Source organism: Butyrivibrio sp. VCD2006, from assembly GCF_000423925.1.
Taxonomy (GTDB): domain Bacteria; phylum Bacillota; class Clostridia; order Lachnospirales; family Lachnospiraceae; genus Butyrivibrio.
The window spans coordinates 38,111-58,995 of record NZ_KE384109.1 but is presented as its reverse complement, the minus strand read 5'-3'; the positions used below and the strand labels follow the sequence as shown (position 1 = coordinate 58,995).

17 protein-coding genes are annotated in these 20,885 nt (G+C 42.0%); 5 read left to right on the top strand and 12 right to left on the bottom strand.

Features of this window, described 5'->3' with window-relative positions; genetic code table 11:
- Window positions 1-328: 328 nt before the first annotated feature.
- Window positions 329-619 (bottom strand): hypothetical protein, encoded by a 291-nt coding sequence (locus G586_RS26825; RefSeq protein WP_026529151.1) that lies wholly within the window; start codon window positions 617-619, stop codon window positions 329-331.
- On the opposite strand from G586_RS26825, the gene rsmH reads away from it, so the two are divergent.
- On the top strand, window positions 618-1,661 hold the full coding sequence (rsmH, locus tag G586_RS0120195) for a 16S rRNA (cytosine(1402)-N(4))-methyltransferase RsmH (RefSeq protein ID WP_026529150.1): 1,044 nt from the start codon (window positions 618-620) through the stop codon (window positions 1,659-1,661). The two genes, G586_RS26825 and rsmH, sit on opposite strands and share 2 nt — an antisense overlap.
- A 39-nt stretch (window positions 1,662-1,700) precedes the next feature.
- On the opposite strand, the gene G586_RS25875 is transcribed toward rsmH, so the two are convergent.
- Window positions 1,701-2,156: a DUF2752 domain-containing protein gene (locus tag G586_RS25875; protein WP_081674500.1), complete on the bottom strand. Its 456-nt coding sequence runs from the start codon at window positions 2,154-2,156 to the stop codon at window positions 1,701-1,703.
- 12 nt (window positions 2,157-2,168) lie between these two features.
- Window positions 2,169-2,579: a hypothetical protein gene (locus tag G586_RS27160; RefSeq protein ID WP_242832073.1), complete on the bottom strand. Its 411-nt coding sequence runs from the start codon at window positions 2,577-2,579 to the stop codon at window positions 2,169-2,171.
- A gap of 485 nt (window positions 2,580-3,064) precedes the next feature.
- Here G586_RS27160 and G586_RS0120180 point away from each other — a divergent pair, with 485 nt between their 5' ends.
- Both G586_RS0120180 and G586_RS0120175 read left to right on the top strand, forming a co-directional pair.
- Complete coding sequence (locus tag G586_RS0120180; protein WP_026529148.1) at window positions 3,065-4,276, top strand: GGDEF domain-containing protein; 1,212 nt, start codon at window positions 3,065-3,067, stop codon at window positions 4,274-4,276.
- A 142-nt stretch (window positions 4,277-4,418) separates the two neighbouring features.
- Window positions 4,419-4,790 (top strand): hypothetical protein, encoded by a 372-nt coding sequence (locus G586_RS0120175; RefSeq protein ID WP_155834309.1) that lies wholly within the window; start codon window positions 4,419-4,421, stop codon window positions 4,788-4,790.
- 270 nt (window positions 4,791-5,060) lie between these two features.
- Here the strand turns inward: G586_RS0120175 and tnpA are convergent, their stop codons facing one another.
- The 7 genes from tnpA to G586_RS0120135 form a co-directional block, all read right to left on the bottom strand.
- Entirely contained in the window at window positions 5,061-5,516 is a 456-nt protein-coding gene (gene tnpA / locus G586_RS0120170; protein ID WP_026529146.1) for an IS200/IS605 family transposase, read from the bottom strand.
- 199 nt (window positions 5,517-5,715) lie between these two features.
- The gene (locus tag G586_RS0120165; protein WP_026529145.1) at window positions 5,716-6,057 is read right to left on the bottom strand and encodes a DUF1622 domain-containing protein; all 342 of its coding nucleotides are present in this window, start codon (window positions 6,055-6,057) and stop codon (window positions 5,716-5,718) included.
- A 195-nt stretch (window positions 6,058-6,252) separates the two neighbouring features.
- Window positions 6,253-6,882, bottom strand: a complete 630-nt coding sequence (locus tag G586_RS24235) for a YunG family protein (RefSeq protein ID WP_242832072.1) — start codon at window positions 6,880-6,882, stop codon at window positions 6,253-6,255.
- Between the two features lie 864 nt (window positions 6,883-7,746).
- The gene (locus G586_RS25440) at window positions 7,747-9,792 is read right to left on the bottom strand and encodes a leucine-rich repeat protein (protein ID WP_051204977.1); all 2,046 of its coding nucleotides are present in this window, start codon (window positions 9,790-9,792) and stop codon (window positions 7,747-7,749) included.
- A 67-nt stretch (window positions 9,793-9,859) separates the two neighbouring features.
- Window positions 9,860-11,890 (bottom strand): leucine-rich repeat protein, encoded by a 2,031-nt coding sequence (locus G586_RS27310; RefSeq protein WP_051204976.1) that lies wholly within the window; start codon window positions 11,888-11,890, stop codon window positions 9,860-9,862.
- Window positions 11,891-11,951: 61 nt separating this feature from the next.
- A complete protein-coding gene (locus G586_RS27150; protein WP_026529144.1) occupies window positions 11,952-13,970 on the bottom strand; it encodes a leucine-rich repeat protein in 2,019 nt (672 codons plus the stop codon).
- 133 nt (window positions 13,971-14,103) lie between these two features.
- Window positions 14,104-15,513, bottom strand: a complete 1,410-nt coding sequence (locus G586_RS0120135) for a GGDEF domain-containing protein (RefSeq protein ID WP_026529143.1) — start codon at window positions 15,511-15,513, stop codon at window positions 14,104-14,106.
- A 234-nt stretch (window positions 15,514-15,747) separates the two neighbouring features.
- Here G586_RS0120135 and G586_RS0120130 point away from each other — a divergent pair, with 234 nt between their 5' ends.
- The gene (locus tag G586_RS0120130) at window positions 15,748-17,241 is read left to right on the top strand and encodes an ArnT family glycosyltransferase (RefSeq protein WP_026529142.1); all 1,494 of its coding nucleotides are present in this window, start codon (window positions 15,748-15,750) and stop codon (window positions 17,239-17,241) included.
- Window positions 17,242-17,286: 45 nt separating this feature from the next.
- Here the strand turns inward: G586_RS0120130 and G586_RS0120125 are convergent, their stop codons facing one another.
- Window positions 17,287-18,408, bottom strand: a complete 1,122-nt coding sequence (locus G586_RS0120125) for a DUF362 domain-containing protein (RefSeq protein ID WP_026529141.1) — start codon at window positions 18,406-18,408, stop codon at window positions 17,287-17,289.
- Window positions 18,409-18,715: 307 nt separating this feature from the next.
- Between G586_RS0120125 and G586_RS25425 the strand changes: the two genes are divergently transcribed.
- On the top strand, window positions 18,716-19,759 hold the full coding sequence (locus G586_RS25425; RefSeq protein ID WP_051204974.1) for an Ltp family lipoprotein: 1,044 nt from the start codon (window positions 18,716-18,718) through the stop codon (window positions 19,757-19,759).
- 85 nt (window positions 19,760-19,844) lie between these two features.
- Here the strand turns inward: G586_RS25425 and G586_RS0120115 are convergent, their stop codons facing one another.
- On the bottom strand, window positions 19,845-20,879 hold the full coding sequence (locus G586_RS0120115) for a response regulator (protein ID WP_196811661.1): 1,035 nt from the start codon (window positions 20,877-20,879) through the stop codon (window positions 19,845-19,847).
- Between the last annotated feature and the right edge of the window lie 6 nt (window positions 20,880-20,885).

Below are 20,885 nucleotides of genomic sequence, written 5' to 3'. Positions count from 1 at the left end.
GTCTATGAAATCAATATTTTTTCCAATATCATAGATCTTCATACCTTCCTTTATCTATGATTCTTCTCAGTTTTGTGATTTCATAGATTCAACCCTTTTTGATGTCTATGAAATCGATACTTTTTTCAAAATCACAGATTCTTAAGCCATAAGCATCTATGAAACACCGCTAAATCTCCAATTCATAGATTTCATCCCATTTTTCCTAAAAATCCTGTATTATATAGAAAATAAACATCGGCAAATGCCAGGATAAATGACTATATGTGAAGCGCCTGAAATGCTACAGACGCTAGCACAAGCCACTATCTGTTAAAAGTCCGAAAAACTACAGATGTTTGCACAAGCCACTATCTGTGAAAAGTCCGAAAAACCACAGATGCTTGCACAAGTCACTATCTGTAAAAAAGCCCAGAATACTGCAGATGTTAGAACATGTAGCTATCTGTAAAGCACCCGGAATACTGCAGATGTTAGACCCTGTAGCTACCTGTGAAGCACCTGAAATACTGCAGATACCAGTACAAGTAGCTATCTGTGAAACACCAGGAATACTGCAGATACCAGTACAAGCAACTACCTGTGAAACACCAGGAATATAATATGAAGGAGCACCCATGGAAGAAAAACCGCACAAGCGAAGAGTTCACTACTCCGGAAAATATCCGAAGAAGTTTGAAGAAAAATATAAAGAGCAGAATCCCGAGAAGTACGCCGATACTGTGGCGCACGTGATTTCGAAGGGCTCAACGCCGGCAGGCATGCACATCTCCATTATGGTCAAGGAGATTCTGGATGTTCTTAAAATACAGCCCGGAGAGCAGGGACTGGACTGCACTCTTGGATATGGCGGACATACCAGGAAGATGCTCGAGCAGCTTAAAGGTGAGGGCTGTGTATATGGCCTTGATGTGGATCCAATTGAGTCTGCAAAAACCGTAGAAAGGCTTAGGAACGCTGGATTTGATGAGAATATTTTCAGATTCAGGCTCACAAATTTTGCCAATATAGATCAGGTGGCCAAGGAGGCCGGGAAATTCGACTTTGTCCTTGCTGATCTCGGCGTATCCTCGATGCAGATAGATGACCCCAAGCGCGGTTTTTCCTACAAAATAGATGGTCCGCTGGATCTAAGGCTCGACCCTGAGCATGGAGAGTCAGCTGCAGAGCGGCTTCACAATATCACAAGAGATGAATTCGTTGGCATGATGGTTGAAAACTCAGACGAGCCCTACGCTGAGGAGATTGCCGACAAGGTCTTTATGCTCATGAAAAAAGGCGATCCCATGGACACTACTACTGCCCTGAGAGCCGCCATTGAATCTGCCCTTTGGAAGCTTCCAAAGGATGAGAAAGCTGACGCTGTGAAAAAGAGCTGCGCCCGCGTTTTTCAGGCGCTCCGCATAGATGTTAACAGTGAATTTGAGGTATTGTATACCTTCCTTGAAAAGCTGCCGAATATCCTAAATCCAGGCGGCCGTGTCGCTATCCTGACCTTCCACTCTGGCGAGGACAGACTTGTGAAAAAGTCCTTCAAGGAATTTAAAAAAGCAGGAATTTACAGTGAGATCGCATCGGATGTAACACGCCCTTCCGCTGAGGAATGCCGCGTCAATCCCAGAAGCAAATCGACTAAGCTTCGCTGGGCGATCAGGGCATGAACTACCCTCACCGACTCTGCGTCGGAAGGGAGGTTCTCGCTAATTATTCATAATACCAAAAAGCCTGCTATAGCTCGGATTTATGTGAGCCAGAAGATTTTTTTCAGTATAGACCATGGGCTCTGCGCCCGGGAATTTGTATATGATTCTGTAGATATAATAGGCGATGGTTACGAGTGCCAGAATTGCGAGCACGATTTTGTAGCCCTTCATACTACGCCCCCGGACGTACCGGTTAAATGCGGCCATCACAAGAAATGCTCCCCACAAAATAAAGGTAGCATTGTACTCAAATGCGCGCATTGGGTGCAGGGTCACAAACGAAAAGAAAACCCGGGTCAAGCCACATCCGGGGCAGGGAAGCCCCGTAATAAGCTCGACCGGGCAGAAGCTGTGAAATAAAAGACTCATCCCGCACCATGCAGATAATATTATGATTATCGCAATTCTGTTTTCCTTTATATCCTTAAACAGGCGGCTTAATGCATCTCTCATTTTTCCAAAATATTACGTATTCAAAGTACTTGCAATTTCAATAAGTGCGGCTCCGACCAGTGAATATATGATAATACTCAAAACAATACCGATAACCATCCATATAAGCTGTGCCTTAGCCCAGTTGGATTTTGACTTCTGAGTATTGTTACCGAAAGCCCATACAAAAAGCATGATCAGGCCAACACATGGAATGCACAAAAGTAACATTGTCAGGAACCATTCTCCTACTGATGTTACCGTTTCACCGCCATTCTGCATCTGAATGTAAGTGTTTGCTGTTGGCGGGACCTGCTGTTGCATGTATGGCTGCTGTTGCATGTATGGCTGCTGTTGCATATTAGGCTGCTGATCCGGTTGCTGAGTCGGTGGTTGCTGCTGATCCGGATTCTGATCCTGATTCATGTTGTTAAATTCGTCCATTGTTTTTCCCCTCCTTAACATAAGAAACTCATAGTTTATAGTATGATATAGGTGTCAAAAGTCAAAAATGCGTACATGCTTGCATGTTAAGCATTTTGACTTTATGACCCGAACAAATATGAGGAATTAGCAATTTACGCAGTAAATTAGCGGTTTCCGAATATTTGTAGAATTGCAAGAGTTTCGAAGAAACGGAGCAATTCGTATATCATATGGTGTCAAAATTTACTTTTGACACCTACATCATAGTATAATTATACATGAAGAACTACATCCGATATATTAAAAAACAATAAAATAATATTGCAAAAACATTTATCATAAAAAAGCTGCCATCTTACACATTATTATTAAAAAAATCTAAACTGCACGAATTCACGTAAATCTTGGCTCTCTTAGTTGTATAATTACATCAGATGCCAAATATCTTAAGAACCTAGAATATTTAACATTCTCAAGATATCCGGCGCCATGAGGATACTATTATGCAGACAATACCGCTTGAATATCAGCTAAAACCCTTTATTTTGCTGATTCTCATAGTTAATTTCATTTCATTGAATATTGTCTATGCCAAGATCAATGAAAATATCGCGAATAAACGAGAGGTTATATCCTTCAAAGGTATGCTCATTTCTTTTATGGTTTATACCCTTGTTGACCTTAGGCTACTTATAGGTGATGCATTCTACACGGCATTTCACCCACTATTTGTGCGCTTTGTAGTGTCAGTGGGCTTTTCCACCATGTCCTTTGCATGCTTTTTCTGGTTCCTGCATGTATATGCGTCACTGCACACGCCTGCCACGGCCTGGAAAATGAAATCCATCACAGTGTGGAGTGTGCTGATTCATCTACCTCTCGCCATCATTCTTATACTTCTGTTTACCCCGCTTTATGTCAATGTATATGAAATCACTGACTCTGCTCCGCTTTTCAAACCTCTACTGCTTTTTATCCTGCTTCTTGATTATGTATATCTCATTGCCGCAACTGCAATTTCCATACATAAGAGAAGAAGGGCTAAGACAAAAACCGAAAAAAAGAAATACAGCAGTCAGATCATTTTCATTTTGTTCTTCACAATAAGCGGGTATCTCATAGGATTTTTGTTAAATCTACCTGCGATAGAGCTGTGCGTCATCCCCGTAGTTCTGAAGCTTTTCGTTGAGCTTCAGGATTCCCAGATATACACGGATGCTCTGACACAACTGTACAACCGCAGTCGAATGGAGGAGTTTATCAGTGAAGAAATCGCTACCTGCAGCGAGGAAAATCCACTGACTGTAATAATGCTGGACATGGATTATTTCAAGAGTATCAACGATATTCTGGGGCATTCTGAAGGTGATAAGGCTCTTATTACTTTTTCAAAGACACTTAAAAAGGCGCTTATTCCAAAGAATGCGGTTGCTGCCAGATGGGGCGGCGATGAATTTGTTGTTGCGGGAAAAGATGCGACCATCGCTGAGGAACTCAGGCCTCTTCTGACTTCAGCCCTAGAGGAATTCAACACCCTGCCCTATATGCCACAATTTAGCGTAGGTGTATACAAATGCACTTCGTCCGATATAACCATGAAAAAAGCTATAGCGGAGGCTGATGCCAATTTGTATAAGGATAAGGAAGAACGCCATAAGACTCCTTCAAATTTTGTCGAGGAGCTGCAGAAATTGAAAAATCAAAGAGCTATCTAAGTGAAATACAGTAAAATCACGGGATTTTCTTATGAAGTTTTATTTAATAAACATTTTATTTCATATGCATTGAATTAACATGATTTTGAGACTACCATAACAAAAAGTGGACCTGAAAAGGGTTAAGGGTGAACTGAATATCATGAAGAAAAAACCGTTATATAATATATCTTATCCGGAAATCAAATATATCGAAGAACATACTTTTACCATGATGTATGATGACGCCATCTACTGGCTATACTCAGAGCGCATGAATATGTTCCTCCCCTTCCTCCAGCGAAAGAAAGACGAGTTCTGTTCTCTCGAGGATTTACTTGAGTACTGCAAAAATCAGAGGATTGAAGTTTATCCAATGAAGCTCAGAAAACGCAAGATTCTCACCTGGATTGTTTCCTATATTGAGCTTCTCCACATAAAGAAACTCGGACTACTCATCAAAAGTTCTGTGGTAGCCCGACTTATAGTTGAATATTCGAAGTATTGTATTGTTAATTATCCGATACATTTGTAGATATAAAAAAGAATGTCGCTTGCGACATTCTCGCGCGAGGCGCGGATGCTTTAGCATCATATTCATTGCGCGCCGATGCGCATCCTTAGCGGAGCGTTTTATTGAATAGAAATTTCCTATTCAATCATAACCACCCGTCCAACGGGTGGTTTGCTCGCCCCTATAAGGGGCAGTTACCGGCCAGCGCCTAAAGACGCTGGCTTTCACTTTGTTCAAGCCTTTAACGCCTTTGACTCGTCGCAGCCCTTGAAAGGGCGCTTGTAATACCGGCTACCCCTTGAAGGGGTCCTCATACTCTTTCACACTCAGTTTATCCATTGCTATATCATGTTTTTCTTGTTCCTGAATGTACTTCTTTATTGTCGCCTCATTAAGTCCCACTGTACTTACATAGTATCCCTCTGCCCAGAAATGTCTGTTTCCAAACTTATATTTCAAATTTGCGTGCTGATCAAATATCATCAGCGCACTCTTTCCTTTTAGATATCCCATAAACTGTGATACGCTAAGCTTTGGTGGAATACTAACCAGCATATGTACGTGATCTGGCATTAAGTGTCCTTCTATAATCTCTACTCCCTTATAAGCACAAAGCTGTTTCAAGATATCTCTTATACTTGCCTTGTATTGATTATAGATTATTTTTCTCCTATACTTTGGTGTGAACACTATGTGGTACTTACACATCCATTTAGTGTGTGCTAAACTATTTGCCTTATTGGCCATTAAAATCACCTTTCCTTTCGTTATAATTTAGGCTTGAACATCCAAAATTATAACGGAAAGGTGATTTTTTTGTATAACAAACACCGCGCACCCGCATAGCGGGTGGTTTATATTTCGCACGCTTCGCGAGCTCAACTGGGTCACGACCCATAATAAAATAAACACCGGCGCTTGCGCCGGTGTTTCGATTTTTTTACATCTACTCTTTAGGATCAAGCGCTTTTTCTTCGTTCTTGATCTCCCAGTGAATAAGGAACGTCAATACCGCTCTGAGTGTTATGATCGCGCCAAGAATACCAAGTTCTGCCCATTCGCGCACAACAACGGTTCTAAGCACCTCGCCGCCTAGCTTGAATTCAAGCGCGAGCGCTATACCCTGTGCAAGCTCAAGCCTGATGGCGTCATTTTTCTTAATCCAGAAAATGAAGCTCTTAATAGCAGTATATACAAGAATGCAGATTCCAAAAAACTCCAATAGTATTGTGGAAAATTCCACGATATATCTGAGCAGATTTTCAGCGGAAAGGTACAGTTCTTCCATAGCGCTTCACCTCTATAAACCAAAGTTCATATCTGACTTAGTCCTATCGGATACGGGATCCGTAACCGTCTAAAGGACAGACGCTAACGGTCCCCAGCTCCTTTTTATCAATTTTACACCATTTCGACAAAAAAGTGCTTCTTTTTTTGAATTCAATTGCTTTGGTTCTTTAAGTATTAGCTGTTTTGAGCAGGGTTATTTTAAAGAATTAAGTATCTCCTGCGCCTTTGCGTCGCCGTGCTTAGCTGCATAGCTCGCCCATTTTTTTGCTTTGGCATGATTGGTGTCGCCGAATTTGCCTGTATAGTAGGCGTCTGCGAGCTCGCCTGCGGCCTTGATATTGCCCTTGGCAGCGCGGTCGATAAGCCTAAGAAGTCTTAATTTATTGAGCCTCTTTTCCAGCTCTTTCTTAAGAAAAAGGTATCTCTGATGCTTCTCTTCTTTCTCAAAGTGAACTTCCCGAAGCTGCTCAGGGTTGTTTTCCACATCATAAACAAGCTTCTCATCGCCAAACTGCTCACTTGTAAGGTCAAAAGCTGTGCCGTCCACTATGTTGTAGCAATGATAGTTTCCGTCATCAAGCTCTACTCCGCGCACCACACCTCCGAATATGTCCTGCGCAAGAAACGCAGTAATGGAGCACTGTCCGCGTGTTATGTTTTCCTTACTCCACTCATCTCTCATCCTTGGCGCGCAGGTTTCGCGGCTCCACACCTCTGAGAGCAGGTCGTACAGGTCTCTGGGGTCGCGTATAACCTCAAAGCCTTCAGAAATCGGCGCCATTGTTGCATTTTCAGATCCGAAAAATTTGTATTCTCTTTCCATATTCTATTCCTTTAAACTAATGTTTTATTTTCAATCTATCGTTTCTTTTAAGCTAATGATTTTTTACAATCTATCAGTTCCTTTAAACTGATGTTTTTTCTACAATCTATCTTTTTGTCAAAGTTTTTGCTATGTTTTACTGTGAGATCATTTTTCACTCATTGGTACTATTTTAAGGTATATTATGGATGGAATCCATGCTGTTTTTACTCGTCTTTTTACTAGAGCTCGATTTTTCTTCCATTGGTACTATGAAAATGGTGTTTTATGGGTACCAATGAATGCATTTCATTCATATAATAAAATTCATGCGTTCTTTTCTGGTCAAACGTACTAAAAATGGATACCAATGGAGCGATTTCTCTCCTACAGTAAATTGAACCGTTTTCCGAGATTATTTACCAAGCCTGCTATGGATCACATGCCTGTTTTGGGTTACTTGCTTGTTATGAATTTATACATTTTAAATATATAAGCTAAATCTTCATTTTGGTAGGTAATTTCTTCATTTACAAACCCAGTTGAAATCCATTTTTTAAAATTCCGGCCATATTTTAGGAATTGGTAGGTACTTTTCTCTAAATGATACATACCAAATACCTCAAAACCTCTAATCATTTAAATATGTTCTAAAATAAAGCCCATTATTCTTTTCAAATACCTACCAAAACACCAAAAGCCTACATATATTTATAAGTCTGAAATTAAAAGAAAGTGCTTAAGCTTTTTGTAAGTTATTCCGCAAAAAATGGTGCTGAGTACTGCTCAGCACCATTGGCTCTTGTCAGGAAATATGAATTTCTCCCCTGTAAAAATTGATGGCAATACTATTACCAATTGGCAAAAATCATATTATCAATTGTCTTACTTAGATCCTATCGCTGAAAAAATCTTTCTTTTTGCTTTTCCCTTAAGACCTTTTACGGAAATCTTCGCGTCATCGCTGATTTTCTTAAAAGCACCCTTGCCTACCTTAAGAGATTTGCCTGCTTTTATGGTAACCTTCTTAAGCTTCTTACAATTGTAAAAGGCTTTCTTGCCAATCGATTTTACATTTTTGCCTATCTTAACAGCGGTCAGGTTCTTGTTGTTCTTGGCAGCGCCTGCAGCGATTTTCGTTACAGGATAATTAATACCATTATGTGAAACTGTATTGATGGAAACCTTCTTCACGTTTCCGATCTTGGTAGCTGTAGCATTGCCGTCGACACCAATACTGTAAGTAACACCATTTGCAGTGACTGTTGCAGGAAGGGCTGCTTCTGCGCTATTTCCTACAGTTGGAGCCGTTGTCTGATCAGAAGGGCTGTCCTGTCCTGATGAGCCGCCCTGGCCTGATGCACTGCCACCTCCCTGTTCGGGATTGGTGTTAGCACCTGGTGTGTCTCCCTGCTCAGAAGAACCACCCTGGCCAGGATTATCAGGTTGAGTAGGATCTGTCGGATTGCCTGGCTGAGACGGATCTGTAGGGTTGCTAGGCTGAGACGGATCTGTAGGGTCACCGGGCTGAGTAGGATCCGTAGGCTCGCTAGGAACGTCGGGGTCTGTAGGATGAGCAGGATCTGTAGGATCCTCAGGATTTTCGGGACGTGTCGGACCCGGATCCTCAGGAGGAATTATCGCACCAGTTGCTGCATCGATCTTCACAGGCAAAGAATGTGCATATTGGCTAAAGTCATTGGACATCGCGTAAACTTTGAAATATGTAATAGATTCTCTGTACTCAATATAGGTATAATCATAACTTCCATGGCTTGAACCATAATCATACTCTACCAAATGAGTGCATCCATCGCGGTCCCAGCTTATTTTGTAATAGTCAGTGCCCTCGCGTTCAACTCTTTCAACTTTAACGTTCTCCGGCTGGTCCATTCTTTCGGTTATGTTGGCCTGAACTTTTGCAATTTTAATCTTGCTATTCGCCTCATAATCAGCAATGTTTAGTGAAAAATCGAATGGCTCAGCTGACCACATAACATACAAGGTCATAAGACCGGTATTTCTGTAGGCATCATCGATGGCTGTGCTAGTGATCGAAGAACCATGTTCCTTATCATAATATTCGACTCGATTAAGATAAAAAGGGATGTCTCTGCCCTCGGAATTTCTTCTGGTGGCCATAGCAGTACTGTAACCGGGAAGAAGTGTTTTAAATGAGATTCCACCGCTGGTGAATTTTACATTCTCAAATGGATAGTTAGGGTCAATTACCTTCTTTTCTTCAGGTATCTCAAATTGAATTGGTTCTGAATTAGCTACGGTAGCATAATTGTTCGACTCGGTTCGAACCTCATATGTTCTTCCTCTGGCATTGGATGCCTTTATGTAGCACTGAAGAGTATCAGATCCATAAATTCCGATCCCACCCTTTGATGATAGAACAAGATGCGTATATCCATCATATTTCCAGGTGAATTTTATATACTGTTCACCGTCTCTGGTTACCTCCTTCATGGTTACATCCTGAGGCTTTGGCATTCGATTTGTGAGTACGTGCGAATGGCTTGCAATTGCAAGGTTAGGATCATTCTCATACTCCTGTATAGTCTTATATGACTTATTCAGCTTCTCAGCAGATCCAATTACATAAAGTGTGTATGTGCCGAGCTGATTGAAGCATACCTGAAAATTGGAACCGGCCATGCTAACAGGTCTTCCGGCATATCCCTGAAAGTTCTTATCGGTGCAAACAATTTTCTCTACTCCGGTATCCGCATCCTTACAGGTGACTATAGCAGTATAATATCCATCTGATACCGGTGTATATTCCATAGCATTCTGTGTAATAGCCACATTCTTAGCCGGCTGAATAGCAGCCGCTTTTGAACTTATTGATGAACCTCCGAATAAAGCTATCATGCATACGAAAGATGCGATGATACAAAATAATTTCCCAAAAACTTTTTTCATTCTTAATTACCTAAATTTCCTTAAAAACTCTTTTACAAGTTAGATACCTCGTCAAAAACCGGAACAATTAGCGCGAAATCACAGCATCCTTATGAATCTTATCAAATGCTTTCTTTCCGATCTTAAGTGATTTATTCTCCTTAATCGTGACCTTCTTAAGCTTCTTACAGTTGTAGAAGGCTTTCTTACCAATGTTTGTTACATTTTTTCCTATCTTGACTGAGGTCAGCTTCTTGTTGTTCTTAGCAGCGCCTGCAGCGATTTTCGTAACAGGATATTTCGTGCCGCCTACTGAAACTTCATTGATAGAAGCCTTCTTCACGTTTCCGATCTTGGTGGCTGTTGCCTTACCATTAGCAGCAATCTTGTAGGTAACACCCTTTACAGTAATGGTAGCAGGCAGTGCTGCATTCCCTACAGCAGGAGCTTTTGACTGATCTGAACTGCCCTGTCCTGATGAACTACCGCTGCCCTGGCCGGAATCAGTGTTTGCACCGGGTGTATTGCCCTGTTCAGATGAACCACCACCCTGTCCGGGGTCACCGGGTTGAGACGGATCTGTAGGATCGCCGGGCTGACTAGGATCCGTAGGATTGCTGGGCTCCGTAGGATTGCTGGGCTCCGTAGGGTTGCTAGGCTGAGTAGGATCCGTAGGATTACTGGGCTCCGTAGGCTCACTTGGCTGCTCAGGTTCTGTGGGATTAGTGGGCCTTGATGGATCTGTCGGCGGATCAGGATAATAACCATATCCATAATGATACGGGAACGAATGATGAGGAGCATTCTCTCCGACCTGGCGGGCAGGATCATAAATTATTTCACCCGTATGGGGCTTAATGATAACAGGATATGAAGTTGCATAATTTTGTATATTCGGAGTAATGGTATAAAGATCTATATGCTTAAGATCGGGATAATCTTTCTTCAATATATATTTTTCTGATGAATTATATGAAGCTCCGCCTCCGTAATCTATGATATGTCTTTGGTGGTCATCGTCCCAGGTAATTCTGTACCATTTTTCACCGTCAATGGTTTCCTCCTGAATCTTTACATTCTCAAGCTGATCAAACCTATCTCTGACTTCGATTGATGTTTCCGCAATTTTAATCTTGCTGTTCTGCTTAATCTCCTCTATGGGACCGGCATCAAAGTCTTCGGCTGACCACATAACATATAAAGTATATTTACCGGTATTTTTGAACATTTCATCCAATACGGTACTGGTTGTGCTGCAGGAATAGGGCTTATCATGATACTCAGGCACTGATAAATAATGGCGCGCCTTTACTCCGTTTTCACCCTCCCAATAAAGTACAGCAGCCATATAACCAGGTAGCAAAACACCATAACCGGCACCATGCCCTTCAATTCTGGGAGTTGAAAAAGGATGCTCAGGATCTATCGGATCCTCCGGCAGATCAAAGCCAACAGGCTCAGAACATGCATATTTCCTAAGATCACTGGACTTTGTTATTACATCAAGATGCTTCTTATAAGCTGTTGCACTCAAATAGACCGTATCTCCTGCACTTCCCCGCTCCTCGGATTTATCCGGGCTTTTAAATATGTGTGCATATCCATCCTTTTTCAAGGTGACCTTATATTTCTTGACGTTATCCTGCATAACCTCTTTCATATTAACATTCTGAGGCTTTGGCATTTTCTTTGTGAGCTTTACGGATTTACCCTGGGTTTTCACAAAGCTGCTGTCATTATTATATTCCTCGAATGTGGTGTACTGCTTCATTGTCCATTTCGGCTCAGAAAAAACATACAAGTTATAGATACCGAGGTCCCTAAACGCTAATGCAAGCGATGAGCCATTAGTAAAATAATCATCACCTGCACGATAAGGATTATTTGTATCCCTGAAAACAGTTTTTTCGCTTCCATCATCTTCCACATGTGTGATTATAAGATTGTAATTTCCATCCGACTGAGCTGTAAAGACGACCTTATCCTCTTTAATCATAAGGTCCTTGACCGGTTTCATGGCCTCTTCTGCATTTGCATTAATGGATAAGCATCCAAGCATGAAAATCATACATACTAAAGATGTAATGATATAACGTGCTTTCCCAACTACTTTTTTCATTTCAATCACCTAAAAATTCCTTAAATTCTTTGTTCCCAAATGATATATTTCGTCGCAGCTGTTATTTAATAACCGCAACCAGGGTTTTCTTTACTTTTCCCTTTACTCCCTTGACGGAAACAACGGCATTCTTACTTATTTTCTTAAATGCGTTCTTCCCTATCTTAAGAGATTTATTGGCATTAACAGAAACCTTCCTAAGATTTTTGCTGCCACAGAAGGCCTTTTTACCTATCTTTGTAACATTTGATCCGATTTTCACTGATGTAAGCTTCTTGTTATTCTTAGAAGCAGCTGCAGCGATGGTTGTTACCGGATAACTTGCGCCATTATATGAAACTGCATTGATTGAAGCCTTCTTCACATTACCTATCTTAGTAACTGTGGCCTTGCCATCAGCACCAATCTTGTAAGTAATACCATTAACTGCGATCGTAGCAGGCAGCGCTACAGCATTATTTCCTACTGTAGGTGCTTTTGCCTGGTCGGAATTACCACTCTGACCTGATGCACTACCACTTCCCTGCTCAGATGAACCGCCCTGGCCGGGATTTGTATTCTCACCTGGTGTATTACCGCCACCCTGTCCGGGATCACCGGGCTGCGCAGGATCAGTAGGATCACCAGGCTGAGAAGGATCTGTAGGATTATCCGGCTCAGATGGCTGAGTAGGATCTGTAGGATTACCGGGCTGAGAAGGATCCGTCGGCGGATCAGGGTTATTATCAGTTCCATAAGTATACGGAAATAAATGATGAGGTGCATTCTCTCCGACCTGACGGGCAGGGTCATATAATATCAAACCCTTTTGCGGATTGATGATAACAGGATGCGATGTTGCATACTGGGTTATATCCTCGGTTGCGGTGTAAATATCTATGTTGTCCATATCAGGATAGTCATCAGTTAGTATGAAATTATCCTTAACATCAGTTGAAATTCCTGATCCGTAATCTACGATATGCCTATGGTGGTCAGCGTCCCAGGAAATCCTGTACCATTTATGACCATCAATGGTCTCCTCCTGAATCTTTACATTCTCAATCTGATCCATCCTGTCTGTGACTTCGAGTGATGTTTCAGCAATCTTAATCTTATTGTTCTGCTTTAGCTCCTCTACAGGACCATTCTCATATTTTTCAGCCGACCACAGAACATAAAGAGTAAACTTACCTGTATTTTTAAACATCTCCCAAACTATTCGGTCGGATCTGGTTTTGGAATATGGACCTTCATGATATGTAGGCTTTGAAAACCAGTTGCTCGCCTTTACTCCATTTTCGCCTTCCCAATAAAGTACAGCGGAGCTATAACCGGAAAGCAGCGTCTCATACCTGACATGAATTCCGCTAATCTCGGGTTCCTTAAACGGATATTCAGGGTCTATCGGTTCATCAGGCAGTTCAACAGTTACAGGATCAGAACATGCATATTTCCTTAAATCATCAGACTTGGTTATTACATCAACAGATTTCTTAAAAAAAGTCGGTTCCAAATAGATATAATTCAGTGCCTTGCCACAGAAAGTGTGGTCAGTCCGACCATCAAATACATGCGCATATCCATCCATTTTCCAGGTGATCTTAAACTTCCTTCTGTTATCCTGCATTACTTCCGTCATTTCAACATCCTGAGGCTTTGGCATTTTCTTTGTGATCTTTACGGATTTACCCTTGGTTTTCACAAAGCTGCTGTCATTATTGTATTCCTCGAATGTGGTGTACGATTTCATTGTCCATTTTGGCTCAGAAAATACATACAGGTTATATGTACCGAGTTCACTAAAAGCGCAAGCCAGCTTCGCACCATTAGTAAAATAACTCCCGCCGGCAGGATAGTTATTATTTGTATCCATATAAACAGCTTTTTCGCTTCCATCTGTTTCCACATGTGTGACTATCAGATTGTAACTACCAGCCGACTGCGTGTTAAAAACAATCTCATCCTCTTTAACAACGAGATTCTTGACCGGTTTCATTTTTTCAGCTGCTTGCGTAATTATGGATGAGCATCCAAAAAAGACCACCATGCACACCACCGCTGTGATGAGCAGGCGAAGATTTCCCATAACTTTCTTCATATCAATTTCCCCTTAAAAAATAGTCCCCTCGAAAATAAAGCTCTTTTTATAGCCCCAAACAATAGAATTTTATAATATCAGCGCAATTAAATCAACAAATAAAAACTCGCGAAAAGCCATATAACTAAGCAGTTTATTCGCGAGCCATTTTTGATTCTACCTTGTTCTTGTACATTAGTTCGTCCGCCCGTTTAAAGACGTCATTCATGTCCTTATCGATGTTTTTATCGTAGATAGCCATTCCCATAGCAATTGAATATCGTCTCCATGGGCTTCGCTGTTCATCTGAGGAAGTATCATCAAACACATCCTGCAGTTTTCTTATAAGCTCTTCTCTGTTATCATAATCAGAGTTCTCAAGAAGGACTACGAACTCGTCTCCACCAATCCTGAATATCGGAGAGTGCTCGTAAACAACGCATATCTTATGACATGCCCCGAAAATATAATCATTTCCGTGCTCATGGCCATAGGTATCGTTTATCTTCTTTAAGTTGTTAAGGTCAGCCATTACTATTCCGAATCTTGCTTCACCCTTTGAAATCTCATCATTTACGCGCTTTTCGACATTATCGTACCAGGCCTTGTTTTTAACATGGGTGAGCGCATCCTGGTAAGCCACAATATCCATATAGCTCATCTGGTTTTTCATATCTTCAACCTGACTCTCGGCCTCGAGAATGTTTATCGCATATGTCTTAATATCGCTTGCCATCTGGGTTATGGCATTAGAAAGCACTTCAACTTCATTTTGAGAGTGTATGCCGGGATCTTCGTAGACAAGAAAATTGGGATCAACCTGCTCATGGCTGCTCCTTGCAAACACGTCTACGCTCTTTTCCAGCCTGAAAATAGGCTCAGTCACATATCGGTTCATCCATAAAATGAATAATATGGTAAAAATAACACCCAGTATCACAATGAGAAGCACTACTGAGATTGTGTATGTCATTATCGCAAACTCAACATCTCTCACCTCAATATCAACACAAAGCAGGGCAAAATGCTCGCCCTTACTATTTATAAGCGGCATAGCCGCAGTGTAATCATATCCCCAGGTAGAAAAGTTCTTGTAATAGGATATCGTATCAGAATCAAGCGCATCCTGATAAGCCAGAAGGTCCTTTTCTCCGTACACGTCATACAGTACGTAGCCAAGGAAATATCCATCCGGATCAGTTGCTCTACCTTCGGCAGTATCAGCTGATATTACATTCATCATTCCATGATGCTCGCCTTCAAGAACAGGTTTCACGATATATAAGTAGTGTATGTCAAAGTCTTCCATAATGGAGTCCATAAAGGTCACAAGCTTAGTATACTTTTCAGACTCAACTCCTGTTTCAATGCACTCTGAAAGATCGTCCAAATCAATATGGCTCATGACATTATTAATAATGTCCACCATTCGCCTGTTGTATGCACGATAAAGCGACGTGTTGAACGCCCTATATGTAATTATGCTGAAAACAAAACACAGCAATGTAAGAAACGCAAGAATGAACAGAAAAATGCTGCGTTTTAATGGTCTTTTTATTTTCATGCACACTATCCCAAATTAAGTCAATGTTTCATATATATTCTATCTTTTTTATCAACAAAAATGTTCGAAAAACCAATATATTAATAAAGAAATAATAAGTTATTTAGATGGTTTTTACATATATCACTGATGTTGCAAGATAGTGACCGATGAATTAAAATGATATTTAGAAAATCTATTAAACGTTTTTCCGTATTTCTATTGGATTTTTTGTTTCTTTGGGGGAGAGACAAGATGGTCAAAAAGTTTGAAACGGGATTTTTACTATCTATTCTTACAGGTGCTACTGTTCTGATTTTCTATATGCTTTTTCACAATCTCGGCGCAGGATATTTGATTTCAACCGATGAAGCCTACCACGCCACAAATGCATATGAGATGTACAAGCAAAGTAACTGGATAGTCAACACGTATAAGTACGCTGCAGACTATTTTAATTCCAAACCTCCGCTCTGCCTTGATCTGATGGTTGCCTCCTTTAAAGTGCTGGGAGCAAGTTGCTTCGCAGCCCGCTTCCCATCTGCAGTTGGAGGATTATTGACACTACTTACAATCATCAGCTTTTTAATAAAAAGAGATAATCTGTTCTCAGCTGCAATTTTTCCTTTCATTTTTGCAGCCTGCACTCCCTTCTTCACCTTCCATATGTACAGAGCCGCTGAAATGGACTCTTTCTTCAACTTCTTCTTTGTAATCGCCATAATCTCACTTTACGAAATAAAGCACAATCCGCATTTTATGTATCTATACGGCTTTTCACTGGGCATGGCCTTTATGTGCAAAGGGCCACACGCGGCACTTATTTTCTTCATCGGCCTTCTCTATATCCCGAAAATCCATGCAGCCTTCAGATCTGTAAAAAGAGTGATATTATCTGCACTCCTCGCCGCTGCTCTGCCGGTAGCCTGGATGATCAAGAGATCAATGTTCGACGGAATGGAATTCATCGATACACTTATGGTTGGCGAAACTGTGGACAGAGTCGCAGCCTCCGAGCAAACCTTTATGAAGCCGGTCTCTGATTTCATGACATCAAACGTAATGCAGCTATTCATTGTTACTTTTGTCGTAGCTGCAATCGCCCTGGTAATTGTCAGGATTCACTCCGGATCAAAATCAATAACGGTCGTTACTGATTTTCTCTCTGAAAACTATCTATTCCTTGTCTGGACTGCATTGCCGATACTTTTCTTTGCAGTTTTAAGAAGCTATCTGGATTGGTATACCTACACCTCACAGCTTGCACTTTGCATCCTTGTAGCCCGGCTTGTCGGAGCCGTTGCCAAGCATTACGAGCTGCGAAATCCCATTGCAGCACTGATTCCTATAGGCTTTATCGCTGCCGCTTCATTATTCTTTATCATTCCATGTATCAAATACGATATAAATCTTGCCGGAAACGGCGGACATCCGGTGGATGAATTCACGCAGGATATGCTTGATTTCGCCGCAACCTACGGCGATGAATTTGCAGGAAGAAATGTATATCTGCTCTCTGATTTCAGGCAATACAAAGGGCAGGGCCACTGGGAATGTGAATATGTGGCACCTGCCGAAATGTACTGTGATTTTATTGCAGTTGACGGAACCATCGACAATTTCCTAAGTGACGAAGGCTCACTCATCATAGTTGATAAGGATTTATGGGACACCTACGCCAAACAGCTGACCGGTCACGTAATACTGCAGGATGATTCATATCTGATTTTCAGTTCTGATATGTACTAATACAGCCACTTTGATACGTGCTGCACCAAAACTAAAAGTACCATATCAAAGCTTTATCAGCTCATAATCTCTTGTTCCAAGTCCTATCTTCTCTCCGTGTTCAAGAGTTTCTTTCCAGCGAACATTAGGATTACTGTCAAGGAAATGGTCATTGTTGCGATGCCAGTCCATCTTAGCCAGGTTGTCACCAAGCTGGCTGTTTCTTATAGGCTCTGCTGCGAGGGCCATATCAGCGCAGGCCTGGTCAATAGCAACAGGATCAAATGAAGCGAACATTCCGAGGTTTGGAAGAATCGGAGCGTCGTTCTCGCCGTGGCAGTCGCAGTTTGGAGATACGTCCATTATGAGACTTATGTGGAAGGACGGCTTATCATTCAGGATAGCTGCCGTGTACTCCGCCATCTTGCAGCACAATTTCTCTGTTGCAGTGCCATCATTAGCAGATATCGCATCAAAATTGCAAGCGCCTATGCATCTTCCGCAGCCTTTACAGATATCCTGATTTATCACAGCTTTTCCCGATTCATAAGAAATAGCATCTGATCCGCATTCCTTCGCACAAAGCTTACAGTTTCTGCAACGATTAGGATTTACTGTGGGCTTGCCGTCATTGTGCTGCTGCATTTTTCCTGCGCGGCTTCCTCCGCCCATGCCGACGTTCTTTATAGCACCGCCAAAGCCTGTCATCTCATGGCCTTTAAAATGAGACAGAGAGATGATGATATCCGCATCGTAAAGTGCACGACCGATAGCAGCCTCCTTACAGAATTCTCCGTTGGGAACCGGAACAACTGCTTCGTCTGTACCCTTGAGGCCATCTGCGATTATTACATAACACCCGGTTGTAACGCTGTTAAATCCGTTGACCTCAGCGTTGTAGAGGTGATCCACCGCATTCTTGCGGCTTCCGGGATAAAGTGTGTTACAGTCTGTCAAAAACGGCTTGCCACCGAGTTCTTTTATAAGGTCAGCCACCGCTTTAACATAATTAGGTCTTAAATATGAAAAGTTGCCAAGCTCTCCGAAATGCATCTTGATCGCAACAAATTTTCCATCAAAATTAATGGTATCGATACCAGCAGCGCGGCACAGCTTCTGAAGCTTCACGCCCTGACTGGTTCCAATGTGTGTCCTGAAATCAGTAAAATAAACCTTAGATTTTGCCATAGAAATCTCCCTTCCCTTGGTACAGCTGTAGTAGCTGAAAATGTCTGCCGATTACTATATTTGATTCGCTGCAGAGTTTGCCAAATACCCTTTGAACTTAATTTTATCATATGTAATTTGTTCATTCATGCTAAAAAAACGCCTCAAAATGGGAAATATTTATAAAGTCAAACTAAGAGCTAATTTGCCATATTATGCCCATTACAAAGCCTTTACTGTATGTAAAAGCAATTGAATATGTACCTATAGGATGATAAAATACCGCTGAGGGTGCTGAAAATCAGCAAAAAACAGAGGAGAGTTTTGTATGGATAACAAATCAGTGGGGACTAATCAAGCTTATGGCGGTGCTTATCAGACCGCACCAAATGCACAGGCATCACAATATCAGGCAGCACATGCGCAGTATCAGCGAGCTCAGACAGCGCAGTTTCAGGGTGCTCAGGCCCAGGCTCAATATCAGGGTGCTCAGGCACAGTACCAGGGTGCTCAGATGCAATATCAGAGAGCTCAGACAACACAGGCTCAGACAGCGCAGTTCCAGAACGCACCTACTTACAAGAGTAATGGAAATGTGGCCTATAAAGAGGACTCTGCCGTCAATGATTTAAAATTAGACAAGACAATACATGGCTTCATACCGGGAGAAAACAACGAGCTTTATCCCTACGAAGCAGAAATAATAATAGAGAAAGATGATAAAAAGAAGCCGGTTTTCATGGCTGCAATAGGAGCAAGCATTGCAACTGTAGCGCTTATCGGTATCTGCCTCGGAATCGTCGGTCTTGGATCCCGCAATCATACACAGGTTGATCCGGTTGCTCCCGTTGTAGTGACCACTCAGGTGACTGCCAAGGATGTAAAGGATATGACCCCCGGCGAGAAACAGGCAATTCGTGAAGCACAGGATCAGCTAAGCTCCACTCCTTATTCAAGAGCCGCTCTTATCGATCAGCTGACAAGAGATTATATCGGCTATACTGAAACAGAAGCAACCGTAGCTGTAGACTATCTCGAGGCTCAGGGACTTGTTGACTGGAACGAGGAATGTCTCAGATGGGCAAGATTCATACGCGACGGCTCCTACTATTCCAGACAGGGAATGTATGACATGCTTACATATGTATCCTGCGGTTACACTCCCGAGCAGGCAGAATATGCTATCAGCTATCTTGAGACAAACAAAGAGATTGACTGGTACGAAGAAGCCAAGAATCAGGCGAAATATCTGACAGACATCATTGACTACGACACAAAGGAAGATCTTATCCGCTCACTTGTTGAGTATGATAACTTCACTGAGGAACAGGCACAGTACGCAGTTAAAAATATGCATTTTCCTACAAACTAAACAGCAAATTAAGCGGGGACTATCATAATGCGATAGTCCCCGTTTTTTATGGTAATACTCTATTTTCCTAAAAAGAATCCTTTTCTTATAAAAGCTCTTCCAAGGTTTCAAAGAGTACCTCGGGCTCAACAGGCTTTGACAAATGTGCATTCATGCCTGCCTGAAGACTCCTTTGTACATCTTCATCAAATGCATTCGCGGTAAGGGCGATAATCGGGATTTCCTTCGCATCAGGCCTATCCAGGCCGCGAATAGCCGCCGTAGCTTCCATTCCGTTCATCTCCGGCATGCGCATATCCATCAAAATTGCGTCATAGTACCCGGGCTCCAGAGCCTCATCAAGGATATCGTCCCAGTTGTACGCTGTCAGAATTATTATCGCCGTCTCATCCCCTATTTCAGATCGGATGGCTTTTGTAGTCTCAACTCCATCCATTTCAGGCATCTTCCAGTCGATTACGATGAGGTTATAGGGCTCTCGTCTTGCCTGACGTAGCTTTACTTTTTCAACGGCCTCCTGGCCGGACAAAGCTGTTTCCGTTGCAATACCGGCATTTCCAAGAATGAGCTTTGCATGATCACAGGCAACGGAATCATCATCAACTATCAGAACACTCATATCCTGAGGCCTGATCTCGATATCTTCAACGGATTCATCATTCCTGTCGGAATCATTCAAAGTAATGGTCACCGTGAAAGTGGTACCAACGCCTTTTTCACTCTGAACATCTATATTACCGTTCATCATATCCACGATATTCTTGGTAATCGCCATGCCAAGCCCGGAGCTTCCGTACTTGTTTGCCGCCTGGGAGTTTTCCTGGGAAAAGGTATCAAAGATTCTTGGCAGGAACTCTTTGCTCATACCTACACCGGTGTCCCTTATCACAAATCTCAAGGTAGACTTACCATCATATCCACCTACTCTCTCAACTAAAAAATCCACGCTTTTCCCTGTAGGTGTAAACTTCACCGCATTGCCGAGAATATTGATAAGCACCTGTCTGAGCTTGATGCTATCGCCAATATAATAATCCTTCAGTTCCCCATTGATGTGACAGTTGTAATCCACGCCCTTTTCAGAGCACTGTCCGCCGATGATTATATTTATCTGTTCCATCAGCTT

Coding starts and splice junctions, on each gene's coding strand:
- rsmH (WP_026529150.1), top strand. CDS start 618: ATGGAAGAAAAACCGCACAAGCGAAGAGTTCACTACTCCGGAAAATAT.
- G586_RS26825 (WP_026529151.1), bottom strand. CDS start 619: ATGGGTGCTCCTTCATATTATATTCCTGGTGTTTCACAGGTAGTTGCT.
- G586_RS25875 (WP_081674500.1), bottom strand. CDS start 2,156: ATGAGAGATGCATTAAGCCGCCTGTTTAAGGATATAAAGGAAAACAGA.
- G586_RS27160 (WP_242832073.1), bottom strand. CDS start 2,579: ATGGACGAATTTAACAACATGAATCAGGATCAGAATCCGGATCAGCAG.
- G586_RS0120180 (WP_026529148.1), top strand. CDS start 3,065: ATGCAGACAATACCGCTTGAATATCAGCTAAAACCCTTTATTTTGCTG.
- G586_RS0120175 (WP_155834309.1), top strand. CDS start 4,419: ATGAAGAAAAAACCGTTATATAATATATCTTATCCGGAAATCAAATAT.
- tnpA (WP_026529146.1), bottom strand. CDS start 5,516: ATGGCCAATAAGGCAAATAGTTTAGCACACACTAAATGGATGTGTAAG.
- G586_RS0120165 (WP_026529145.1), bottom strand. CDS start 6,057: ATGGAAGAACTGTACCTTTCCGCTGAAAATCTGCTCAGATATATCGTG.
- G586_RS24235 (WP_242832072.1), bottom strand. CDS start 6,882: ATGGAAAGAGAATACAAATTTTTCGGATCTGAAAATGCAACAATGGCG.
- G586_RS25440 (WP_051204977.1), bottom strand. CDS start 9,792: ATGAAAAAAGTTTTTGGGAAATTATTTTGTATCATCGCATCTTTCGTA.
- G586_RS27310 (WP_051204976.1), bottom strand. CDS start 11,890: ATGAAAAAAGTAGTTGGGAAAGCACGTTATATCATTACATCTTTAGTA.
- G586_RS27150 (WP_026529144.1), bottom strand. CDS start 13,970: ATGAAGAAAGTTATGGGAAATCTTCGCCTGCTCATCACAGCGGTGGTG.
- G586_RS0120135 (WP_026529143.1), bottom strand. CDS start 15,513: ATGAAAATAAAAAGACCATTAAAACGCAGCATTTTTCTGTTCATTCTT.
- G586_RS0120130 (WP_026529142.1), top strand. CDS start 15,748: ATGGTCAAAAAGTTTGAAACGGGATTTTTACTATCTATTCTTACAGGT.
- G586_RS0120125 (WP_026529141.1), bottom strand. CDS start 18,408: ATGGCAAAATCTAAGGTTTATTTTACTGATTTCAGGACACACATTGGA.
- G586_RS25425 (WP_051204974.1), top strand. CDS start 18,716: ATGGATAACAAATCAGTGGGGACTAATCAAGCTTATGGCGGTGCTTAT.
- G586_RS0120115 (WP_196811661.1), bottom strand. CDS start 20,879: ATGGAACAGATAAATATAATCATCGGCGGACAGTGCTCTGAAAAGGGC.